Raw genomic sequence first — 22,149 nt, 5'->3', positions numbered from 1 at the left:
ATTTCAGATTAAGGCCTTAAAATAGGCGATCGGTTATTTTCTGGGTGAATAGGTAGCCAGGGCAATATTGAGAATTTCTGCAGCAGGAACTTCTATTAATTCAGCCATCTTGGCAAGATTTTCTACCGTAAGTAATCTCGGATTGTGTATCCTAGTGTACAAAGTAGTGTAATGCACACCCATATCTTTAGCAACTATTGACATGTTGACTATCTCAAACATCTGATTGAGGTTTTTAATTTTCTTAGCCTCAATCAATGCTTTAACAGCTGCGTACTTAGGATTCTTCATTTACGCCGAAATCTACTCCGTTGACATATATTTTACATTAAAAATTCATTAATGCGAATTAATTACTTCGATTAAATGTTATACTTAACACAATTTTGAATTATTAGTACTACATTTGATGTACAACCAACCGTTATGAAAAAGTTACCTCAGAACAAATCAAAAAAGAGCTTCAGGATCTGCTTATACCTCAATACACAATCTAAGGTTAATGGTTAGTGGTGCGCCCTATAGATTTAAAGTCAGGAAAGATGATGAAGAGCAAACAATTGCTCTTTATAAGACGCCTTATAAACAAGAAGCAAAAGTAAGGATGGGCTCAAAGGAGGCAATTTTTGAATTTACAAAAGAAGGAGCTGTATTTAAGGATGGTGATAAACTACCTGAAGAGATTGAAAAAAAAATCAAGGAAGCCATCATGCAATATTTGTTCAACAGACGTATACATAAATGACTTTAACCACTCAACTCTGTTCATTATAGTTACGATAGGATATGGGGAAATTTAATTACACATTGACCCTACCTCACACCTTTTTAGGTAATTGAGGGTTTTCATGATACGCCTGGTAATACACTAGGCCGCAATTTATTCATAAATTAGGGATAGTTCTGGCCTGTTTAGGTTGGAAAGTTTTTTGAAGGGTATATTACTGTTTTGAACGTTAAGCAATTAGTATGGTTAAATATCCGACCTCAATCCACATTAAATCAGAACAAATAACACCATAATAATGTTAAAATAGTACACAACCACAAAATACAACAGTTGTTTGACAACCGTTTGCACAATATTTTTTTCTTTACCCCGTAAAATGAGGCGCATGTATAATATATTAAACAATTTCTTGAAATTAACTGATGAGAGACTAATGTCCGGTCAGGCTTTCATTAAGTTGGTTGAAAAGGACAGATCCTCCATCGAATCTGCCAAGTTTATTCCACCTACATTAGGTAGCAATAGTCTTTCAGGCCGTGTACGGGTTAAGCTAAAGCCCGGACATAGATATGCCACCAAATAACAATTCTCGTAATAACAATACCACCCCAAACACTCAACCAGTTCCTTTAAATGAGGATATAATAAGAGATATTGTATCTATACAAAAGTCTGAAGTTGCTATAAGACAGCAGGAAGCTGCCTTCAGAGATCAAGAAATTAAATTAGCTCATGAACTGAGCCTTAAGACTCTTGAAGCGCAAAAGGACTATATAATGAATGCACCTAAACGTTCATTTAAACATATGTGTCTAATTTTGGGATTTATAGCTTTCACAATTGCTGTTATAGCTGGTATTGTGATTTTCTGCTTATGCACCCAGAATAAAGATATTGCCTCGAGACTCATAATCCATTCATCCATAACTTGAGGTCCGTCAATACGACCTCGCCATTCGTTTTGAATCAAAAAACTATTTCTGTGCACATGTCCGGCGATTCCAGTCATATTTGATTTAATGAAATGTACTCCGTCTTTTTCCCGAAATTCAACATCACAATGGTTGTGGACGATGTGATGAACTGATCTATCTACATGGATATGCCATTTTATATGTACATCTTGTGCAAACTGTTGGCTATACCTGATGGATTCGCCTATCCTTTGTAAATTCTCCGGGCGAGTGCATGGAGTAATAATGTTTAGTATTATTCTTTGGTCGGACATAGCGTTAATGTTTAGAAGAAAATTCCACTGAGATTCTGGGCCGCTTGCTCCTCATGCTCAGGGTAGAATGTATTTGCGAGTGAATCGAATTTATCTGGTGAACGTCCCAGACGTTTTTTGATGTCATCCTTAGGCTCAATGATAATTTTACCATTAGATTGGAAACACCATGTAGGTTCACACAATTCAGCAGTTAGAACCTCATCAGGAGGAAGCATCGCTTTAGAACCCTTCGACGGGTCAAGCCAATCACGTACGGCCCACATCAGGTATGCCCTCATGTTGGCAAACTCATATTGACCAGTAAGGTCTTTCAATGGATTCCCAGCCTTGTCAGTCGCTGCTTCATGCTTCAGAGTATTTACATGAGAATACACCTTGTACCCTTTGTTCCTCAAGCCTAGAGAATACGCCCGCACCCTCGCCAATTGTATCTATAAAGGCTTTTACTGTTTTACCGGTAAACTTATCTGCATGCGCCTCGATTTTCTGTTTGGTCATACCCGCGATCCGCATATGTTCTGCCTTACCTCCTGAGTTAACCATCTCGAGGGGAGCCACATAGTTATCATACCGAGGACAAAAGCAGGAATCATCTCGACCCATACCGGCAACGTCCACACCTAACCTTAATTTGGGGCTTTTGGCAAAGCCTTCTTTATTGAACTCCTCCCAACGTTTATTTGCAAGCTCAACCCAATGCAGGGGGATAAGGGTATCCAATGACTCCTTCGGGAACATTCCCAAAACCTTCACCCTAAAAAGGTCATTAGGGCGGTAATATGCACCCTCCCATTCAAAGTCACCATCTCCTTCATTGAAATCCGATACATCAATCCGGGTGCACAATTCTTCTACCTTATCCTTAACCCATTCATAGTCTACTTGCCCAGGTATGGCCGTGTTCCTGTTAACCACATTTGGGGCGTCCAAGCTGCATAGCCGAAACTTGTTCCAGCGTTTAGATTTCTGAGACTTCGCGGCATACCCAGTGAGCTTATTAGGGTTGAATACTATAAGCATTCGAGAGTTTCCTTGCAGGTTACCTTCTATTGCCGAATAAACCGTTTCTGCTATACCAGAGGCCTCAGTGACCACGAACATGGTATTTACAGCATGGAAGCCCGACCATGCCTCATGATTATGCTCATCGGCCTTAAACCCGGTAAGAAACCACAACTCAAAATCAGTCTTTACGTCATAGGCTGTAAGCCTGCCGGCAAGGAACCTGAACCCTCTTGAAATCATACGCCGGTGTAATCTGGATATCTCCGGCATCATGATATTCTTCACCTGGCGATCTGTTAGGGCTGTAAGAGCTACTTTAGTGTTTCCAACCAATTCTCCTGCAGGATCAAAGTAAGGGGTGTTATAGAGGAATGACAAAGCCGCAACAGCGGACACAAAGTCTTTACCACGAGCGGTACCGGATGCAACTGAGGTCATGCGGTTTACCTGGACAGATTCCAGAATCTTCTGTTGCTCACGATCGAGGTTTACACCCAATACCTCTTTGGCGAAGAAATTCCAATCTTCACGCCCACGGGTAAGCATCCGGGCTACCTTCCCCCTATCGTCATTACTTACCTTCTGCACTGGCTATGGTTTTAAAGAGGCTCTTCAGCTCCTCATCAGCATCGACCTTCAGCTTATCATTCCACATACCCAGATGACGGCCTATTAGCTCCAATCCCTTAGTTTTATCGTGCATCTTCACCTCGATGCCATTTTTGCCCTGTTTTATGCTCAACAAGGCCCTGATCTTATCGGGGTCAATAGAATCTGTGAATCTGTCTCAAATACATCAACAATCTTGTAGGAGGTTTCTACCACTTGTGGTAATGCGTCTTCTGTCTTATCATCTTCATCGTCTTCTACTGATCCCTTACGCGTCTTTTTCGGAGGAACAATAATTTCTTCTTTCCGCAGCTCTACCTTTACAAAGTCAGTGACACGTGCAAACCCGATGTGAGCCAGCTCCTAAAGAACCATATCAGCGCTTATTTCTGTTCGCCGGGATCGCTCGTCCTTTAAGACCTGCACCCTCCGCTGGATGTATCCTTTTGTTAGAAGTTTATGAGCGGTCTGCGCCTTATGGTGTCTCCTGTATATCCAGCTCTTATGGCTACCTGTGTGGCATTTAGGTCTACCAGATATTCTTGGCAAAATCTTTCTTCTTTCAGGGTAAGAACATGATGCTTTTCATCTGAAGATTGTTGAATTTCTTCAACTTCATCAATTTCAACAGAGTCAGTGGACTTGGATTTTGCAATTTCAGCAGCAATTGCAGTATTTTTCAACTACCTTTCACCACTTGTAGCAGCAACCTTGCGGTCAATTCCGGGAACTGCTTTGATGTAAGACTCAATATGGTCGCCTGTTTTGAGGTAATGCCGGATGAAAACTGTATATTCTTTCTTGAGTGCCAAAATTCAACTGCTTTTTCTTCAACAAAATTACTTTCGCAACTTATTCCCGTTATTGGAACATCTTACCCCATGCATCTATATTGAATAGACCATTGGTCTCCCATGGATGGGAAGTAACGGATTTAGAAGAACGTCGTTGATAAATGCTCCCTATGGTGAAGAGGTGATTATTTAGAGGTTTGCCAGCAGTGATGGCGGCCATTAGAATTCGGTATGACCTTCTCTCTGTTATTTGAGCGAGGTATAGACTTGGATACGTGTCAACCTGGTTACCACTTAAATCTGATTTAAAAACGGTAGTTCCTACCCGTTTTCTTCCTGAGATAGTTGGCTGACTTTGGTACATGGTAATTGGCTGCCTGCTAGTTATGCGGGAAAGCAACACAAAGATATAGACATTGCTTACAGAAGAAATACATGGGATAAATAATTACATTTCCAAAAAAATCTACACGAAATCTGTTTAGGTACTGACCACTATCATTAAAAATTCATTTCAATTATCATGTACCTTCATTTAAGTTTGTACATATTTTTAACCCGTATTATAAAAACAAATTGTTTAACTCATGAAACCAACCTTCTGTGTGCTAGCAGCTGTTAGCCTAAGTTCTTTACTGTTATTTTCCTGTACCAAGAAAGACAACACCCTCCGCAATCCAACTAAACCAAATGAGAAATCTGATTTAGAAATGGTCAATATTAACAAAGGGCAATACGAGTACATTAACTCAATCTTCTCTGATACAAAATTAACAAGTAGTTATATAGCAAAACTTAAGGACAGTGTAAATAACCTTAAAAGTGCAAAAACTTCAGGTAGCTACAATCCAGCCTACCCAAATCAATATGATGCAAATTATGCGGATGATATATATAGCACGTATGAAGGTGACCAGGCAAATCTTGTTGGAGGAACAGTTGGTCGTTCAAGATACGATATACAAATGCATTATGAATTTAAAGCCCGACCTATCCAATTGATCGTAGTTCTACCATTTTATTACAATGATTTAACTCCGTCACATCCTACCGCCTCTCAAGCAGGTCCTGTTCAGCAAATTTTAATTGGAGATAACCTTGGATCTCAAGAACCTTTGGGATCACCTTTTTTAAATATTATAGAAGGTTTTTATTCATTTTTTGGCAATGCTGCAGGAAACTTAATTGAAAAAAGAACATTAATAGGTACCTCAGATGGCAACACCATGGTAAAAGGCGGAATAAACGCTGCCGGAGTAGAAGTAGGTGCTACTTTATCAAATGGCCTTAAAGTCGAAAGTACTACTAATTCATTAACAAATGCTCAGTGGAGTGTATCTTATAAAGCAGATTTCCTTAACGCCTGGTCACAATATAACCCGAAGATAACACTTAATGGATTTGCAACGTTGCGCGGTTCAATACCTCAATAAAGAAGATAGAACATGAAATTTCTCAAATTTGCGTTTTTTTTGATTTTACCATTTTTTGCGTTCTGCCAGGATACGTCTAAACTAAACGTTGATGCACAATACATCTCATTATATCTAAAAAACAAAAATGGGAATGCTTACTGGAAGGAAATGAGTGAAATGCCAGCCGGCGATTTCAAATGTCAAGAAAAGGATAATGGTAATTTAATGGTTATTTTTAATAAAAATGAGCCTCCTTTCGAGTTTATAAATAATACAATAAATTATAAAGAGGAAATAAGAAAAATTCCAAATGACATTTGTGGTTTCAAATTTAAAGGGTTTTATTACATGGAATCACAACCGGTCGACTTGGTATATGCATTTTATTACAGCAGCAAAATGCCTAATAGCTTAGTAATGGTTAAGTATATGGGCTTTGAACAAGTAATATTTGGTGCTAATTACTACTCGGATAAAAAAGTAAATCCATTAAAAGAGGCGAATTACAAATTTGATTTAAAGTAATAAACAAGGCCGTCTCAGATGAGACGGCTTTTCATTTTATTAAACTGAAAATAAAGTTAATTCCACCATCCAGCCGAGCGGCCTATCTCTATTAGTAACGCTCCCAAAGAAAGGATCTGAAAAAAATCAAACAATCTTCTGGAATGCAGGATCATTGAAAATATCTTCAGCATTCATCTCAAGCTCAATTTTAATGTATTTAAAGAATGATTCTTCTGTTTCATGACCAGTTATAGCCATGATTTCCCTCGGTTGCCTCCGTAGATCTCGGTACATCCAGGTAGCAAAAAACCGACGCATTGTATGGGGGGTAATAAATTCATGCCTTTTATAATGAATCCCCTTTTTCTTACCTCCTATGGTAATTGTAATCAATTTTGTACCAGGAAACGCATTGCTTTCTTTACATATCCTATTTAGGATGCGAGCAAATGTCTGCCGGATATATACAGGCATTACTCCATTGTGTTTATTATAAATCTCCCGTGCTATTGGATGACAGGGTATGACAACTCTTTTTCCTGTTTTTCGGGTTAATACTTCAAAATGATTCCCTGATAATTTATACTCATTTATACTAGATAGGTCTTCAACCCTAACAGCCAGAAAACACCCAAAGACGAATAAATCCCGAGCTCTTTCATCTGATTTAATCTTAAGAGACGTTCTATAAAATTTTAATATCTCATCGTATAATGGAGCAATAGCGTCAGAATCCTCTTGGGGAATTGAAAATTCTTCGTGTTCAAAAACTCTATTTGTATGATAACCTTTATCTAAGGCATATCGAAGAAAAATTCCCAAATTATTGACAATATTATACATTGAATTTTGAGAATACTTTTTAATTATCAACCAATTAATCATATTCCTAAAATGATCTATTGTCATTTCGTAGGATAACTCAAACTCGCTTTTGGGGTCTGCAGCGCACTCTTCCCATCTTTCCCTCATACGTTCATACTGACTAATAGTAATATCACTATACTTACCCTTATTACTCTTTTTCACCAATTGTCCAGACCGCATCATATTAATCATCTTTTTATGATCATCCACTAAGCTTCTTGCGGAAGCGGCTGCGGCCTTCATTTTTGCCTTCTTCAGTTTTTCTGGGTTAAATTTTGTATCCAAATATGCTGTCAGCTCGTCTTTACTAATTTGCTTTCCAAGCAAAGTAAATTCCCGGGAATATTCATCTATTGCGTTCATTATTGCCCCAATTCTTTTGGATCCCGTCTTGGATTCGGAATCAACTATCTTTACCCCTGTGGGATACCTTAGCCGAGCATCATGACAATAAAAGCTGATCTTAATATGCTTTTCTGACTTTAATACAGTACTTCTGTTTTCCATCGTGAAATAAGTGGTGTCTAAAACAGTGTCTAAATTTAGTCTTTTTGGGTCAAATAATGTCACTTTAGCGACAAATCAATTTAATCACAACTCACTATAAGAGTATGTTTAAAATTCTGATGGGCTAAAATTAGGAAAGTACGAATCGATCAATTAGTTTGGATTTACCACAAAACAAACTATGAGAACGAAGTTCACATTATTGACCGATTCGCACTGGAAAAGTATAGAAAAAATATTAACGGACAAAAGAAAGCGTAAATATAGCCTTCGAACTATCTTCAATGCTATATTATGGATTTGCAGAACAGGTAGTCAATGGCGTAATCTAAGCAGTGATTTCCCTTACTGGCAGATAGTTTACTATTATTTCAATAAATGGAAAAAAGCAGGTGTGCTGGAACAGGTGATGTTAAAAATGGTTAGAAAAGAGCGGATAGATCAGGGGCGAAATTATGCACCATCTGTCAGTGCTATCGATAGCCAAAGTATAAAGAAAACTGGATTCGTAAGTATAGAAACCGGGATCGATGGCGGTAAGCATATCAATGGTCGAAAAAGGCATCTTGCTGTTGATAGCTTAGGATTACCAATTGCGATAAGTGTCAGCGGCGCAAATATTCATGACTCAATTGGCGGTTTTGATTTGCTGTGGAAAATTGAAAAGGTTAGTCATAGGATGAAACTGATTCGTACAGATAAAGCATACCAGGGAGAGTTTAGCGATATGGTTGAGAATTATTACAAATGGAAGATGGAAATAGCTCAGAAACCGCCGACAGTAAAGGGTTTTGTGCCACAGAAAGGTAGATGGCAGGTTGAACGATCATTCGCTTGGCTCAATAACTTCAGAAGATTGTCGAAGGATTATGAAAGGCTACCTGAATCATCTGTGGCTTTCATCCAGGTAGCATTCATTAGTATACTTCTAAAATAAGTAGAATTAGTTTTTAAACATACTCTAAGACTGAGCATTATGGCCTGTAATAGTCAAAACATAGCCATTGACTGACACCAATTCTAAAATATGGAATTTTAGCACAAAGGTCGAATTCTTTCGACCTTTCTCTTTTTATATAAGTACCGAAACGGCCACCAGTATAGAAGAAGCATCCTTATCAACGTGGGCCTGAGCTGGGCTTAACAGCAATAATTTCTATACCCATTACGACAATCGTTACCCCATTACCAGGAGCCGGGAGTGTGGACGGATCACTTGCCTGGACATATATTAAAGATACCTATATTCAGAAAATGTCATCTAACAAGCAACCGAACAATAAAATAAATATTCAAACAGTATTCCCTTAAGAATTTGATATTTTACAAAACCTGATAGACGAAGAATGGATAATTTCGAAAAATGTGTGTATTCCAGACATTTAATTATATTACATCCGCGTTTTTGAAAAATTTTAAGAGTGATCATCCAAAGAACGATTGTATCCATCCTGCTGCTGTTTCCATTCACCTTACTATGGGCGCAAACACCACAGTCTCAATACCAATTGACCCGACTTGACATCACGCAGGGCCTCTCTGCGAATCAGGTCAATTGTATATATAAAGACAGTCACGGTTTCATGTGGTTCGGCACTATGTCCGGGCTCAACCGCTACGATGGCTACAACTTCCGCATCTTCAGGCAAGACATCAGAGACACCACTACTATTGCAGATAATTTCATCACCAGCATATTAGAAGGCCCCGAAGGCCTCCTCTGGGTTTCACATAGAAATGGTCAGAACGTATACAATCCACGGCTGGGGAATTTCCAGCGCAATCCACGGCTGGTCCTTGCCAGATTCGGGGTGCCTGTAGATAGTATCAACAATATCCTGAAGGACCAGGATGGCAATTACTGGTTCGTGACCCCCAAAGACGGCCTTTACCGTTACGCCCCCTCCACAAAAAAAACACTTCATTTATTCCCCGGTACACAAATATCGGATATGGCGCAAGCCCCCTCCGGTCTTTGCTGGATCATCCAAACCAATGGCCGGCTGGAAAAAATGGATCCTCATACCCAACAAATCATCTCCAGCGATCAACTCCCTACTCCTTCTCCCAGCCCCTACCAACTCATGGCCGACAAAGATGGTGACTGCTGGCTGTTCAGTACAAACGATTTTCAGGGCATTTACTGCTATAACCAACGCACAAAATCTTTCACCCACTACGATCAGAACAATGGTCTGAACAACAATATCGTACGTGGCGTAGTGCAGGACAACCAGGGTTTGATCTGGATAGGCACCGACCATGGTGGCCTCAACATCATTGATAAAAAACAACAAAGCTTTCGCTATCTCACGAATAATAGTGAAGATCCTAAAAGCCTTAGCCAAAATAGTATCACTACACTGTATAAAGACAACGCCGGCATCATCTGGATCGGTACTTATAAGAAAGGCCTTTGCTACTACCATGAAAATATGGTGAAGTTCCCGCTTTACCAGCACCAGGCATTTGCATCGAACACCCTCCCTTACGATGATGTGAACCGCTTTGCTGAAGATGCGAATGGGAACATATGGATAGGTACCAATGGTGGTGGTCTCATTTACTTTGACAGATCGAAAAATACCTATAAACAATATCTTCACAATCCCTCCAACCCCAACTCTCCCAGTGGCAACGTCATTGTTAGTCTATGGATCGACCACCAGCAAAAATTGTGGGTAGGCTCTTATTTCGGTGGCCTGGATTGTTTTGACGGACAACGTTTCATTCACTACCGGCATGATGCCAGTGATCCCAATAGTCTGAGCGATAACAGCATCTGGGAAATATTTGAAGACAGTCAGCAAAGACTGTGGATAGGAACTTTAGGTGGCGGCCTGAATCAACTGGTGAATAATAAATTCATTCACTACAGCGACAAAATGCGTTCACCTTACATCTCTGCATTTCTCGAAGACAAAAAAGGAAGGCTCTGGATAGGTACCGCCGAAGGGGTAGATGTGATGGATCCAAAAGGACATTTCACGCACTACGATGCAGATCCCAGGCAAGCTGGTAGTCTGAGTCATAAAAACATCCTCTGTTTATTTGAAGACAGCCAGGGCCAGGTATGGATTGGTACCAGGGAAGGATTAAACCTGTTCGATCCCGCCACGCATCAGTTTAAAATTTTCAGGAAAGAAGATGGTTTACCAGACAATACGGTACTGAATATCCTGGAAGATAATAACCACACGCTCTGGATGAGCACCGCCAATGGTTTGTCCAATATGCGGGCACAACACCAGTTTAAAAATTACGATCAGTCAGATGGTTTACAAGGCCGGGAATTCAATGAAAACGCAGCATTAAAAACGCGCAAAGGTGAACTGCTTTTTGGCGGTGGTAACGGCTTTAATTTATTTTACCCGAATAATATCACAATCAATTCAAACATTCCACCAGTTGTACTTACAGACTTCCAGGTCTTTAACAAAAGCCTGCAACCAGGGGAGTCTTTGAATGGCCGGATTCTCTTATCCGAAGCGATCAATCAAACAAGACACATTACTTTAAAATACAAAGAAAATGAATTCTCCATCAGCTTCGCTGCTTTGAATTATTTCCATCCTGAAAAGAACGAGTACGCCTATATGCTGGAAGGCTTTAACCACGAGTGGCTCAGCAGCGACGGGCTTTTACGTACGGCTACTTATACGAACCTCGATCCGGGTGAATATATCTTTAAAGTAAAAGCCTCTAACAACGATGGTGTATGGACACCACAACCGCTGGAATTACGCATCACTATCTTACCTCCGTTCTGGCGAACACCACTGGCATTCATCATTTACGCCCTACTCATCATAGGTGCACTGATCATTGGCAGACGGATGATACTGGAACGGGAAAGATTCCGTGCACGCATCGCACAGGAAAGGCAGGAGGCACGCCGCATGCATGAACTGGATTCACTGAAGATCCGGTTCTTTACTAATATCAGTCATGAATTCCGCACCCCGCTAAGCCTGATCATTACACCACTGGAAAGGCTACTTAAGAAAGACATTGAAGGCAATGTGCAGCAACAATTAGTATTGGTGCAACGCAATGCACGTCGCCTGCTCAACTTAGTGAATCAACTGCTCGACTTCCGCAAAATGGAAGTGCAGGAGATAAAACTATACACTACAGAAGGTGACATTATCGCATTCAGTAAAGAACTCACCACTTCTTTTTCTGACCTCTCAGAAAAGAAACAGATCCATCTCGACTTCCACAGTAATGTACCCTCACTGAATATGCTATACGATCCTGATAAGATTGAAAAAATACTGTTCAACTTACTCAGCAATGCATTCAAATTCACTCCTGAGCAGGGGAACATTTCTGTTGACTTACAAGTCCAGCAAAACGACCTGCTTGCCATTATAGTGAAGGATACCGGTATTGGTATTCCGCTGGAACAACAGGATCGTATCTTCGAACGCTTTTTCCAGCACGATATTCCAGGCTCCCTGGTGAACCAGGGTAGTGGCATTGGTTTAAGTATTACCAAGGAATTTGTAAAGCTACATGGTGGTTCTATTAGCGTAGATAGCGCCCCGGGAATGGGGAGTGCATTTACCGTTCTGCTCCCTATAAATGGCATTAAACCAGCCACCAAAGGGGCTTCCCAGCATTCCCTGATCATGGAGCCACAGGCACCTGACGCACCTGCGGTCTATACCGGTAAAAAGCCCGTTATCCTACTGATAGAAGACAGCGAAGATTTTCGGTTTTACCTGAAAGATAATCTTGGTCAATATTTCCATATTATTGACGCACCAAATGGGTTGGCAGGCTGGAATATATTACAGCAAACCTTGCCTAATATCATCGTGAGTGATGTAAGTATGCCGGAAATGGATGGCCTGGAGCTCTGCCGGAAAATCCGTCAACAAGCCCGTACGGCACACCTGCCTGTGATCCTTCTGACTGCCCGGGCATCGGAGGAGGATCAGCTGGAAGCCCTTGACAATGGCGCTTCTGAGTACATTACCAAGCCCTTTAACTTCGAAATGTTGTTGTCACGCATAAGGAATATTATCACCCAACAACAGACCTTAAAGAAGACTTTTCAGCAACATATTGAGGCTCATCCGGAGGAAATTGCCATTTCTTCCCAGGACGAGCAGTTTATTCAGCAGGCATTACAAATCGTAGAGAAGAATATTAGTAACCCGGATTTCTCTGTCGAGGAACTGAGCCGGGAGCTTTTTATGAGCAGAGTTTCCGTTTATAAAAAACTACTTACATTAACAGGTAAGCCGCCAATTGAATTTATCAGATCCATAAGACTCAAGCGGGCGGCCCAATTGCTGGAAAAGAGCCAGTTAACCATCGCCGAAATTGCTTACGAGGTCGGCTTTAATAACCCCAAATATTTTTCCCGTTACTTCAAGCTGGAGTACGGCGTACTTCCCTCTGCCTTTAAGGGGAAGGGCGAATAAAATAACCATTGTCAGGGCCTCACAAACTCCAATCAGCCGCGGCGATGATGTCCATCATTTCCCACCAACCCACTTATCACCATCTTGCACTCAGATCGGAACGTTATCCGATTAACGCTTTAAATCCAATTTACCATGTATCACTCAGCAATCATCAGAAAAGGAATCGCCACATTACTGTTCGTTCATCTAATCGTAGCGGCAGCATTCGCACAGACCAAATCAGTGGTAGTAAGCGGCATTAGTCTCAAAGTAAATGGTACGTCTACCCTTCACGATTGGGAAATGAAAGCTACCTCAGGTACTTGCACTGCTGACATTACGTTCAATCCTGCCGGCCAGCTGACCGGTATCCCAGCACTGAGCTACACTGTAGCTGCAAAAGCGCTGAAAAGTGAACACAGCGGCATGGACGACAATGCATATAAAGCATTAAAAGCTAAAGACAATCCAAATATCACTTTCAAACTTACAGCTGGTACTGTAGCTGCAGATGGAACTGTAAAAGCTCAGGGTCAACTGACTATTGCAGGTACTACTAAAGCTGTAGAACTGATAGCTAAGGCAACTGCAGCAGGTAGCGGAAAATCAGTTATCAAAGGAAGTAAAATCCTGAACATGACTGACTTCGGCGTAACACCTCCATCCTTCATGATGGGTGCTATGAAAACTGGTAACGCAGTAACTATCAGCTACGAGTTCACCGTTCAACATTAAGTTACACTTCATCAATAATAAAACCACTAACCACTACACATTTTTTAAATCGATTGCCATGAAAACAAAAATGCGTCTGCAACATATAGTGCTGCTTTGCGTCGGACTCTTCCCAATTACCTTAATGGCGCAAGACCGTAACATTCCAAACTGGAGACCATACGATAAAACTGGTATCAACGTTTTCGAAGGAGCTAAGGATACTTCAACTTACTTCAACGGTATTAAACCAAGAATCGGTGCTGGTTTCACAATGCAGTTCCAAAATCTGAAACATGAAAATCCAACTGCACTTAACAATACAGTAGGTTCATTTGGCTCAGGAACTTCTGTAGCTGGTAACAAACTGAAAGATATCACTGCCGGTTTCCAGACAGCACAGGCTAACCTGTACTTCGATGTACCACTGGCTCCTGGTATCACCATGAACTTAACTGTATACCTGTCTTCCAAACACCACAATGAAACATGGGTAAAAGGTGGTTACATCCAGATGGACAGAATGCCTTTCAAAAGCGCCTTCTTCGATGAGATCATGAAATATGCTACCATCAAAGTTGGTCACATGGAAGTAGATTACGGTGATGCTCACTACCGTAGAAGCGATGGTGGCCAGACTCTTTACAATCCTTTCATGGAAGGTAATATCATGGACGCTTATGCTACTGAAATCGGTGCTCAGATCTACCTGAAACACAATGGTTTGTTCGGTATGGTTGGTGTAACCAACGGTCTGATCAAAGGTAACGTTGACTCCCTGTACGCCAAGAGCAACCCAGATGGTAAACTGCACAAATCTCCATCTCTGTTAGCTAAAGTAGGCTTCGACAAAAAACTGGCTGAGAAATTCCGCCTCCGTGCAAGTCTGAGCTACTACGGTAACCAGAGCAGTGCAAGTAACACACTGTATGGTGGCGACCGTTCCGGTTCTAACTACCAATACGTAATGGAAGAAGCTTCCGCTAATCCAAGCAGCACAACTGGTGCAGGTACTCCGCTCGCTTTCTCCGGCCGTTTCAATCCCGGCTTCACTAAGAAAGTAAACGCAGGAATGTTCAACGTGTTCGCTAAATACAGTGGCCTGGAAGTATTCGGTACTTACGAAAAAGCAAGTGGTCGTACCGCTGCAGAAACTAAAACAAGAGATGCTAGCCAATATGCAATAGATGCAGTTTATCGTTTCTTCCCTAAAGAAAATGTATTCTTAGGTGTAAGATATAACGAAGTAACCGCTCGCCCTGCAAACAGCACAGCCGGTACCGGTGCAGGTGCAATCACCTACACTCAGGATGTGAAAGTAAATCGTGTTGCTGTAGCTGCTGGTTGGTTCATCACAAACAATATTCTGATGAAAGGTGAATATGTGGTACAGAAATACAAAGACTTCCCTACAGCAGACTATCGCAGTGGTGGTAAGTTCAATGGATACGTGCTTGAAGCGGTGGTTGGGTTCTAATCTTTCAATGTCTGATAGTGTATCAATTTGAAAAATGCCCTCCCCAAAAGGAGGGCATTTTTTACTTCTTTCTCCCTTGTAACAATGCGCACACTTACTTTCATATTGACTATCTTTTGCCTCCTGGCCTTCAAAGCGCCAGCTCCACGGGGAGTAAAATGGGTTGTTCTTAACAACATCCTCGTACGGGTAAGCGGCAGCACAAACGTGAACAAATTCAGTTGCGAAATCAAAAACTACCCATACCGGGATACCCTCATCTGCTACCAGAACAATGGTTCCGAAATCGTACGCCTCAGCGGTAAACTGGAAATGGCTGTTTTTGACTTTGATTGTCTCGACAAAATGATGACCCATGACCTGCGGGAAACCCTCAAAGCCAACCAACACCCTTCCCTCCGGATCGCCCTTTTATCTCTCCAGAAATATCCTGCCCAGAATGGCGCCCCCGAACAATTGTGCGGTAATGTAGCCATCGAACTGGCAGGTGTGACCAAAGAAATGTCACTCTACCTCACCACCACTACCGACGATCAGAAAATGATCCATATGGCCGGTTCCAAAAATATCCGCTTCTCCGATTTTGGCCTGGTACCTCCCCGGAAGTTTGGCGGCATGATCCGCGCTAAAGACGACCTGGTAGTAAGCTTCCAATTCAACTTTAAAGTAATTGATTGATAATCAACATCAGATTATCAAAACATCCCCTCGGATTTTCTGTTTGGTTAACATTTTGACCCCTAATTGAAAACATTCGCCTACCCTCTCTGTGATAGCAGAAAGCTACATTTGTCCACACTCTACAACGAGTAAAGACAAATTCCACAGATATGAAGAAAATCCGAATCTTACCGATTGTGATGATTTCCTGTTGCTTCCAGTTTTGTCAAACCGAACGCGTTGAAAAACTGAAAGACGGCTTACTGGTTAGACTGAAAGGAGATGTAAAACAGGTAAAACTACAAGTGATCAATGACAAAATTATCAGGGTCTCCGCATCCCCGGAAGACAAAATCTCTACTACTCCCAGCCTGATATCGGTAGTAGACTCCAATCCCGATATAAAATGGACATCTACGGCAGACGAACATACCGCTACATTGAAAACCAATTCGTTAACGGCCACCGTAGATCTCAGCACCGGTTTGGTGAACTTTAAAGATGCCCAGGGTAACACCATAATAAACGAAGGAGGAAAAGCTTTCACCCCCGTAACTATTGACGGTAAAAAGCTTTTCCGACTTCAACAACTTTTTGATTCTCCCGCAGATGAAGCCTTTTATGGTCTGGGCCAGCCACAAACGGGGCTCATGAACTATAAAAACCAGGATGTAGACCTCACACAGTATAATAGCCAGGTAGCTGTACCCTTCGTTTTGTCCAGCCGCCACTATGGTATTCTCTGGGATAACTACTCCATTACCCGCTTCGGAGATGATCGCCCTTATGAAGAACTGGCCAGCCTGGAACTAAGCGATAAAAACGGCCGGAAAGGTGCTTTAACCGCTACTTATGGACTGCGCAATCAAAAAGACAGCGTATTCCTGCAAAGAGGGGAGTCAAAAATTGACTATAGCTACATCCCTTCCCTCAAAAACATTCCGCAAGGCTATCCAATGGCCAAAGGCATCGTGACCTGGGAAGGTAAGGTCAGCCCTAAAGAAGCAGGCGATCAGAAATTTTACGTTTCGGCTTCCGGTTACATAAGGATATGGATCGATGGCGTATTGATGCTCGACAAATGGCGGGAGGGCTGGAATCCCGGTCCTTCCGTCTTTAAAAAGGCGATGCAGACAGGCGAACAACATGACCTGAAAATAGAATGGATCCCTGAATCAAACCAGGCCTTCATTTCACTGAAACACCTCCCTCCCACTCCGGAACGCCTGAAAGACAAAATGGCCTTTACCTCCGAAGCCGGTGAAAAAATAGACTACTACTTTATTTATGGTGCACACCCCGATGAAGTGATCAATGGTTACCGTACCGTTACCGGCAAAGCTACCATCCTGCCTAAATGGGCCATGGGTTTCTGGCAAAGCCGTGAAAGATACAAGACCCAGCAGGATGTAATCAGCACCGTACAGGAATTTAGAAAAAGACAAATCCCACTGGACAATATCGTGATGGACTGGTCTTACTGGGAAGAAAATGCCTGGGGTAGCCAGGACTTCGATCCTGCCCGCTTCCCGGATGCAAAAGGCATGATCGATTCTCTCCATAACCTGTACCATACACATTTCATGATCTCAGTATGGCCTAAGTTCTACAAAGACATTCCGAACTACAAGGTGATGAATGATAAAGGCTACCTGTATACCAAAAGTATCAAGGACAGTGTTCGTGACTGGATCGGTAAAGGCTATATTTCCACCTTCTACGATGCCTTTAATGCAGATGCCAGGAAAGAATTCTGGGGCATGGTTAATACCCACCTGTTCAGCAAAGGCGTAGATGCCTGGTGGCTGGATGCCACAGAACCGGATATCTATTCCAATACATCCATTGAATACCGCAAACAACTGATGAACCCTACAGCATTAGGTTCATCCACACAATACTTCAATCCCTTTGCCCTCATGAATGCTAAAGGCATCTATGAAGGCCAGAGAACAACGAAACCTGATCAGCGCGTATTTATCCTGACCCGCTCCGCGTTTGCCGGCTTACAACATTATAGTGCTGCTACCTGGAGTGGTGATATCGCCGCCCGTTTCGATGAACTGGCCAGGCAGATTCCGGCTGGTCTGAACTTCTGCATGTCCGGCCTACCATACTGGACTACAGACATCGGCGGCTTTTATGTAGAAGATAAATATGACAGACCTGATCCACAGGGGGAAAATCTGCAGGAATGGCGGGAACTAAACACACGCTGGTATCAATACGGGGCCTTTTGTCCATTGTTCCGCGCTCACGGACAGTATCCATACCGGGAAGTGTATAATATCGCACCTGAAAACAGCCAGGAATACCAGTCTATCGTTTATTATGACCGCCTGCGCTACAGGTTAATGCCTTATATTTATTCCCTTGCCGGACAGACTTATCATAACGGCTACACGCTGATGCGTGGTCTGCTCATGGATTTCGATCAGGATACTGCCGTTCGTCACATAGGAGACCAGTTTATGTTTGGTCCTGCCTTCCTGGTAAATCCGGTGTATGCTTACAAAGCACGCAGCCGTGAACTCTACTTACCAGCAGGCCAGGGTTGGTACAACCTGTATGATGGCAAGTATACCGATGGCGGTCAGCATATCTCTGCCGCTGCACCACTGAACCGTATTCCCCTGTATGTAAAAGCTGGCAGTATCGTGCCATTTGGCCCGGAACTTCAATACACCAGCCAGCAGGCTGCTGATACCATTACCTTATATGTATATGGCGGCAGCAACGGCACATTCAGCCTCTATGAGGATGAAGGGCTTAACTATAACTATGAAAAAGGAGCTTTCAGCACTATTCAGTTTAAATATAACGACACCGACAATACGCTGAGCTTTGGCAAACGTGCAGGTGAATTCCCCGGTATGCTGAAACAGCGGAGCTTCCGGGTAGTAAAAATAGATAAAACACATCCACAGGCTTTTGATCTGGCGGCCAATAAAGGGCAGCTGGTACAATATAATGGCAATGAACAAACGATCCATATAAATCTTTAAAACCTAAACCACGTAAATGACAGAAACATTTAACACGTTGTGAACACAATGAAATTCGTCGACCATCAATTCAACACTCATCCAGAAACAAACATTCTAACATTATGAAAACTGCTTACAAAATCCACGATTTTGTGGCTGCATCCTGGGGGATCAGGAGCATACTGCTCATCGCAATGCTGCTGACCGGTACTATGACTATTGCACAGACCAACTCTCACCCGCTGGAAGGAAGAGTATCCACAGCAGGTAAAGATGAACCACTACCAGGCGCCACCGTGCGCGTAAAAGGCACTTCCAATGGTGCTATCTCTGATGTAAACGGCCGCTTTCACCTGCAGGTGAAAGATGAAGACACCCTGGAAGTAACCCTCATGGGTTTCGACAAAAAGGTGCTTGCCGTTAAAGGACTAACAAGCGTTGCCATCCGCTTAACCGAAGGCACAAAAACAATCGAAGAAATCGTTGTAGTTGGTTACGGTACCGAGAAGAAAAAACTCGTAACAGGTGCCATCGACCATGTCAACACCAAACAACTGGAAGAAAACCACTCCCTCCGTGTAGACCAGGCTTTACAAGGCCAGACTCCCGGCGTACAGATCTCTACTGTATCTGCACAACCCGGTGAATCCATGAAAGTACGTATACGCGGTACAGGTACAGTGGGCACTTCCGATCCTATCTACATCGTAGACGGGGTACCTATGAGTGACATCTCCTACCTCAACTCCGCCGACATCTCCGGGGTAGACGTACTGAAAGATGCCGCATCTTCCGCTATCTATGGTTCCCGTGGTGCAAACGGGGTTGTACTGATCACGACGATCAAAGGAAAAAATGCCCAGACCAAGCTCTCTTATGATGCTTATTATGGTGTACAGAATCCTACACACAAATCCGCCCTGCTGAATGCGCATGATTATGGTGTGATCATGAATGAAATGGCTATCAACTCCGGCAACAGTCCTTATTTCAACGCACAACAACTGAGTGCGCTGGGCAAAGGAACTGACTGGCAGGAAGCCATGTACAACAAGCGTGCACCTATGATGAATCATAGTATCAACTTCTCTGGTGGTAATGACAGATCTGTATACTCCTCTTCTGTTTCTTATACAAAGCAGGATGGTATCATTGGTTTCAAAGGTCAATCCCGGTATGAGCGCGTCAACTTCCGCATCAATTCCGAGCACAAAGCCTTTAAAGACCTGATCACCTTTGGCGAAAACCTCACTTATTCCCGCTCTGCAAAAAGCGGTGTAGGTGTGAGCAACATCTATGACAATACCATGCACAGCGTGATGAATGTAAGCCCGCTGTTCAATGTATACGACTCTACCGGTGCATTCGGTAAGTCCAAATGGAATGTAGGTGAAGCCAACCCTGTAGCACAGATGTACTATAAATACCAGAACAAAAATACCTACGATCGTATTGCAGGTAATGCTTTCCTGCAGGCAACGCCGATCAAAGGGCTGAGCATCCGTTCTGATTTTGGTATCAACCTGTTGTATACAAATACAAACAGTTACAGACCAATTTACGATCTCTCTACTACAGAATATAATATTCACTCACAGGCTAACCAGGGTATGCAGCGCGATGCTACCTGGAACTGGGATAATACAGTGAACTACCAGCGCCAGATTGGTAAACACAACATCTCAGCACTTGCAGGTCTGAATACACTTGAAACCACTTACTTCTTTGTAAACGGCTACAAACAGGATCTGACTAAAACAGGTCTGGACAACGCCATTATCAATAACGGTACTACCGACAGTACACAAAGAATTTATGGTTCCAAAGGTTCTTCTGCACTGCTCTCCTACTTTGGCCGTATCGGCTATAACTATGCGGAGAAATATATGTTCACCGCGATCTTCCGTGTAGACGGTTCCACTGCATTCGGTTCTAACAACCGCTATGGTCACTTCCCTTCCTTCTCTGCCGGTTGGGTACCTACCAATGAACCATTCCTGCATGTAAACTGGCTGAACTTCCTGAAGATCCGCGCCGGCTGGGGCCAGAACGGTAACCTGCCATCTTCTCAATACCAATATCTCTCTACCATCTCCACACAGTACCTGGGTTATTATTTTGGTAGCGGCGATGTGGCTTATGTGGGTGCGGCTCCTATCAAGATCGCAAACCCTGATCTGAAATGGGAAACATCTGAACAAACAAATATCGGTATCGACGCGATCCTCTTTAAAGACATCAGTCTGACAGTTGAACTGTACCGCAAGATGACAAAAGACTGGCTGGTAAGTGTGAATACCCCTGCCGTATCCGGTGCCACCACAGCACTCGTAAACGGGGGTGATGTACGCAACCAGGGTATTGAAGCATCTCTTGGTTACGATCACCAGTTCAACGATTTTAAATTAGGTATGAGTGCAAACATTGCGGTAAACCGTAACAAGGTGACTGATATTCCTAACAAGGAAAAGATCATCAATGGTGCCACCGCTGTTACCTTCGCCAGCATGCCTGAATTCTACCGTGCACAGAGAGGCTTCCCAATGGGTTTCTTCTACGGTTACAAAACAGATGGCATCTTCCAGAATACCGCCGAAATCACTGCCTACAAAAGCAAAGACGGTTCTCCGGTTCAGCCTAATGCAAAACCTGGTGATGTTCGCTTCAAGGACCTGAATGGTGACGGTGTTATCGATGCAAAAGATGAAACCATGATCGGTAATCCATACCCTAAATTCACTTATGGTTTCAATGTGAATATGGGCTACAAAGGTTTCGACCTGACTATCGCCATCTATGGCAGCCAGGGCAACGAGATCTGGGATGGTACACACGATTTCTCCAGCCCACTCAGCAACTACTCTGCCGAGATCCTGGGCCGCTGGACTGGTGAAGGTACTTCTAACAAGATTCCCCGTGTAACAGATGGTGCTGACCTGAACCAGAACTGGGTGCGCTCTTCTGACCTGTATATTAAAAGCGGTTCCTTCCTGCGTATCAAGAGTGTAAACCTGGGATATGACTTCAAGAAGCTGTTCCCTGAAATACCGATGCAACAACTGCGGTTATACGTATCCGGTACTAACCTCTTTACATTCACAAAGTATAAAGGAATCGATCCTGAAATTGGTTATGGTCCAAGTGGCTGGGCTTCCGGCATCGACGTAGGTACCTATCCACAACCAAAGACATTATTAGTGGGTCTGAGCGCAAAATTCTAAAACATTCC

General features: G+C 42.7%; 17 protein-coding genes. 10 read left to right on the top strand and 7 right to left on the bottom strand.

Features of this window, described 5'->3' with window-relative positions; genetic code table 11:
- Positions 1-33: 33 nt before the first annotated feature.
- Entirely contained in the window at positions 34-291 is a 258-nt protein-coding gene (locus tag U0033_RS32780) for a hypothetical protein (protein ID WP_072357096.1), read from the bottom strand.
- A 211-nt stretch (positions 292-502) separates the two neighbouring features.
- Between U0033_RS32780 and U0033_RS32775 the strand changes: the two genes are divergently transcribed.
- On the top strand, positions 503-745 hold the full coding sequence (locus U0033_RS32775; RefSeq protein ID WP_072357095.1) for a hypothetical protein: 243 nt from the start codon (positions 503-505) through the stop codon (positions 743-745).
- Between the two features lie 754 nt (positions 746-1,499).
- On the opposite strand, the gene U0033_RS32770 is transcribed toward U0033_RS32775, so the two are convergent.
- The 5 genes from U0033_RS32770 to U0033_RS32750 form a co-directional block, all read right to left on the bottom strand.
- Positions 1,500-1,958: a hypothetical protein gene (locus U0033_RS32770; protein WP_072357093.1), complete on the bottom strand. Its 459-nt coding sequence runs from the start codon at positions 1,956-1,958 to the stop codon at positions 1,500-1,502.
- 11 nt (positions 1,959-1,969) lie between these two features.
- Positions 1,970-2,335 (bottom strand): hypothetical protein, encoded by a 366-nt coding sequence (locus U0033_RS32765; protein ID WP_218163981.1) that lies wholly within the window; start codon positions 2,333-2,335, stop codon positions 1,970-1,972.
- Complete coding sequence (locus tag U0033_RS32760; RefSeq protein WP_218163980.1) at positions 2,304-3,554, bottom strand: hypothetical protein; 1,251 nt, start codon at positions 3,552-3,554, stop codon at positions 2,304-2,306. Before U0033_RS32760 ends, U0033_RS32765 begins: the two co-directional genes overlap by 32 nt.
- Entirely contained in the window at positions 3,538-3,711 is a 174-nt protein-coding gene (locus U0033_RS32755) for a terminase small subunit (RefSeq protein ID WP_218163979.1), read from the bottom strand. The genes U0033_RS32760 and U0033_RS32755 overlap by 17 nt, the downstream gene beginning before the upstream one ends.
- Before the next feature lie 313 nt (positions 3,712-4,024).
- Complete coding sequence (locus U0033_RS32750) at positions 4,025-4,258, bottom strand: terminase small subunit (protein WP_072357092.1); 234 nt, start codon at positions 4,256-4,258, stop codon at positions 4,025-4,027.
- Positions 4,259-4,956: 698 nt separating this feature from the next.
- On the opposite strand from U0033_RS32750, the gene U0033_RS32745 reads away from it, so the two are divergent.
- Positions 4,957-5,802, top strand: a complete 846-nt coding sequence (locus U0033_RS32745) for a hypothetical protein (protein ID WP_072357091.1) — start codon at positions 4,957-4,959, stop codon at positions 5,800-5,802.
- Positions 5,803-5,814: 12 nt separating this feature from the next.
- A complete protein-coding gene (locus U0033_RS32740) occupies positions 5,815-6,309 on the top strand; it encodes a hypothetical protein (RefSeq protein ID WP_072357090.1) in 495 nt (164 codons plus the stop codon).
- 126 nt (positions 6,310-6,435) lie between these two features.
- Here U0033_RS32740 and U0033_RS32735 read toward each other — a convergent pair whose 3' ends face one another.
- Positions 6,436-7,665 (bottom strand): tyrosine-type recombinase/integrase, encoded by a 1,230-nt coding sequence (locus U0033_RS32735; RefSeq protein ID WP_072357089.1) that lies wholly within the window; start codon positions 7,663-7,665, stop codon positions 6,436-6,438.
- A gap of 181 nt (positions 7,666-7,846) precedes the next feature.
- On the opposite strand from U0033_RS32735, the gene U0033_RS32730 reads away from it, so the two are divergent.
- From U0033_RS32730 to U0033_RS32700, 7 genes are all read left to right on the top strand, one after another.
- Positions 7,847-8,602 (top strand): IS5 family transposase, encoded by a 756-nt coding sequence (locus U0033_RS32730; RefSeq protein WP_322518432.1) that lies wholly within the window; start codon positions 7,847-7,849, stop codon positions 8,600-8,602.
- Positions 8,603-9,086: 484 nt separating this feature from the next.
- On the top strand, positions 9,087-13,100 hold the full coding sequence (locus tag U0033_RS32725; protein WP_218164052.1) for a hybrid sensor histidine kinase/response regulator transcription factor: 4,014 nt from the start codon (positions 9,087-9,089) through the stop codon (positions 13,098-13,100).
- Between the two features lie 135 nt (positions 13,101-13,235).
- Entirely contained in the window at positions 13,236-13,817 is a 582-nt protein-coding gene (locus tag U0033_RS32720; RefSeq protein WP_072362971.1) for a YceI family protein, read from the top strand.
- Positions 13,818-13,875: 58 nt separating this feature from the next.
- Complete coding sequence (locus U0033_RS32715; RefSeq protein WP_245801809.1) at positions 13,876-15,273, top strand: hypothetical protein; 1,398 nt, start codon at positions 13,876-13,878, stop codon at positions 15,271-15,273.
- An 84-nt stretch (positions 15,274-15,357) separates the two neighbouring features.
- The gene (locus U0033_RS32710) at positions 15,358-15,951 is read left to right on the top strand and encodes a hypothetical protein (protein WP_072362972.1); all 594 of its coding nucleotides are present in this window, start codon (positions 15,358-15,360) and stop codon (positions 15,949-15,951) included.
- Positions 15,952-16,103: 152 nt separating this feature from the next.
- Positions 16,104-18,938: a TIM-barrel domain-containing protein gene (locus U0033_RS32705; RefSeq protein ID WP_072362973.1), complete on the top strand. Its 2,835-nt coding sequence runs from the start codon at positions 16,104-16,106 to the stop codon at positions 18,936-18,938.
- A gap of 104 nt (positions 18,939-19,042) precedes the next feature.
- A complete protein-coding gene (locus U0033_RS32700; protein WP_083571631.1) occupies positions 19,043-22,141 on the top strand; it encodes a SusC/RagA family TonB-linked outer membrane protein in 3,099 nt (1,032 codons plus the stop codon).
- The last annotated feature ends 8 nt before the right edge of the window (positions 22,142-22,149 follow it).

The organism is Chitinophaga sancti (genome assembly GCF_034424315.1).
GTDB classification, from domain to species: domain Bacteria; phylum Bacteroidota; class Bacteroidia; order Chitinophagales; family Chitinophagaceae; genus Chitinophaga; species Chitinophaga sancti.
Note: the sequence above shows the minus strand (reverse complement) of the source record. Positions and strands in the feature narration are given on the sequence as shown.

What these genes read in the sequence shown, in the direction of transcription:
- U0033_RS32780 (WP_072357096.1), bottom strand. Translation starts at nt 291, where the DNA reads ATGAAGAATCCTAAGTACGCAGCTGTTAAAGCATTGATTGAGGCTAAG.
- U0033_RS32775 (WP_072357095.1), top strand. Translation starts at nt 503, where the DNA reads ATGGTTAGTGGTGCGCCCTATAGATTTAAAGTCAGGAAAGATGATGAA.
- U0033_RS32770 (WP_072357093.1), bottom strand. Translation starts at nt 1,958, where the DNA reads ATGTCCGACCAAAGAATAATACTAAACATTATTACTCCATGCACTCGC.
- U0033_RS32745 (WP_072357091.1), top strand. Translation starts at nt 4,957, where the DNA reads ATGAAACCAACCTTCTGTGTGCTAGCAGCTGTTAGCCTAAGTTCTTTA.
- U0033_RS32740 (WP_072357090.1), top strand. Translation starts at nt 5,815, where the DNA reads ATGAAATTTCTCAAATTTGCGTTTTTTTTGATTTTACCATTTTTTGCG.
- U0033_RS32735 (WP_072357089.1), bottom strand. Translation starts at nt 7,665, where the DNA reads ATGGAAAACAGAAGTACTGTATTAAAGTCAGAAAAGCATATTAAGATC.
- U0033_RS32730 (WP_322518432.1), top strand. Translation starts at nt 7,847, where the DNA reads ATGAGAACGAAGTTCACATTATTGACCGATTCGCACTGGAAAAGTATA.
- U0033_RS32720 (WP_072362971.1), top strand. Translation starts at nt 13,236, where the DNA reads ATGTATCACTCAGCAATCATCAGAAAAGGAATCGCCACATTACTGTTC.
- U0033_RS32715 (WP_245801809.1), top strand. Translation starts at nt 13,876, where the DNA reads ATGAAAACAAAAATGCGTCTGCAACATATAGTGCTGCTTTGCGTCGGA.
- U0033_RS32710 (WP_072362972.1), top strand. Translation starts at nt 15,358, where the DNA reads ATGCGCACACTTACTTTCATATTGACTATCTTTTGCCTCCTGGCCTTC.
- U0033_RS32705 (WP_072362973.1), top strand. Translation starts at nt 16,104, where the DNA reads ATGAAGAAAATCCGAATCTTACCGATTGTGATGATTTCCTGTTGCTTC.
- U0033_RS32700 (WP_083571631.1), top strand. Translation starts at nt 19,043, where the DNA reads ATGAAAACTGCTTACAAAATCCACGATTTTGTGGCTGCATCCTGGGGG.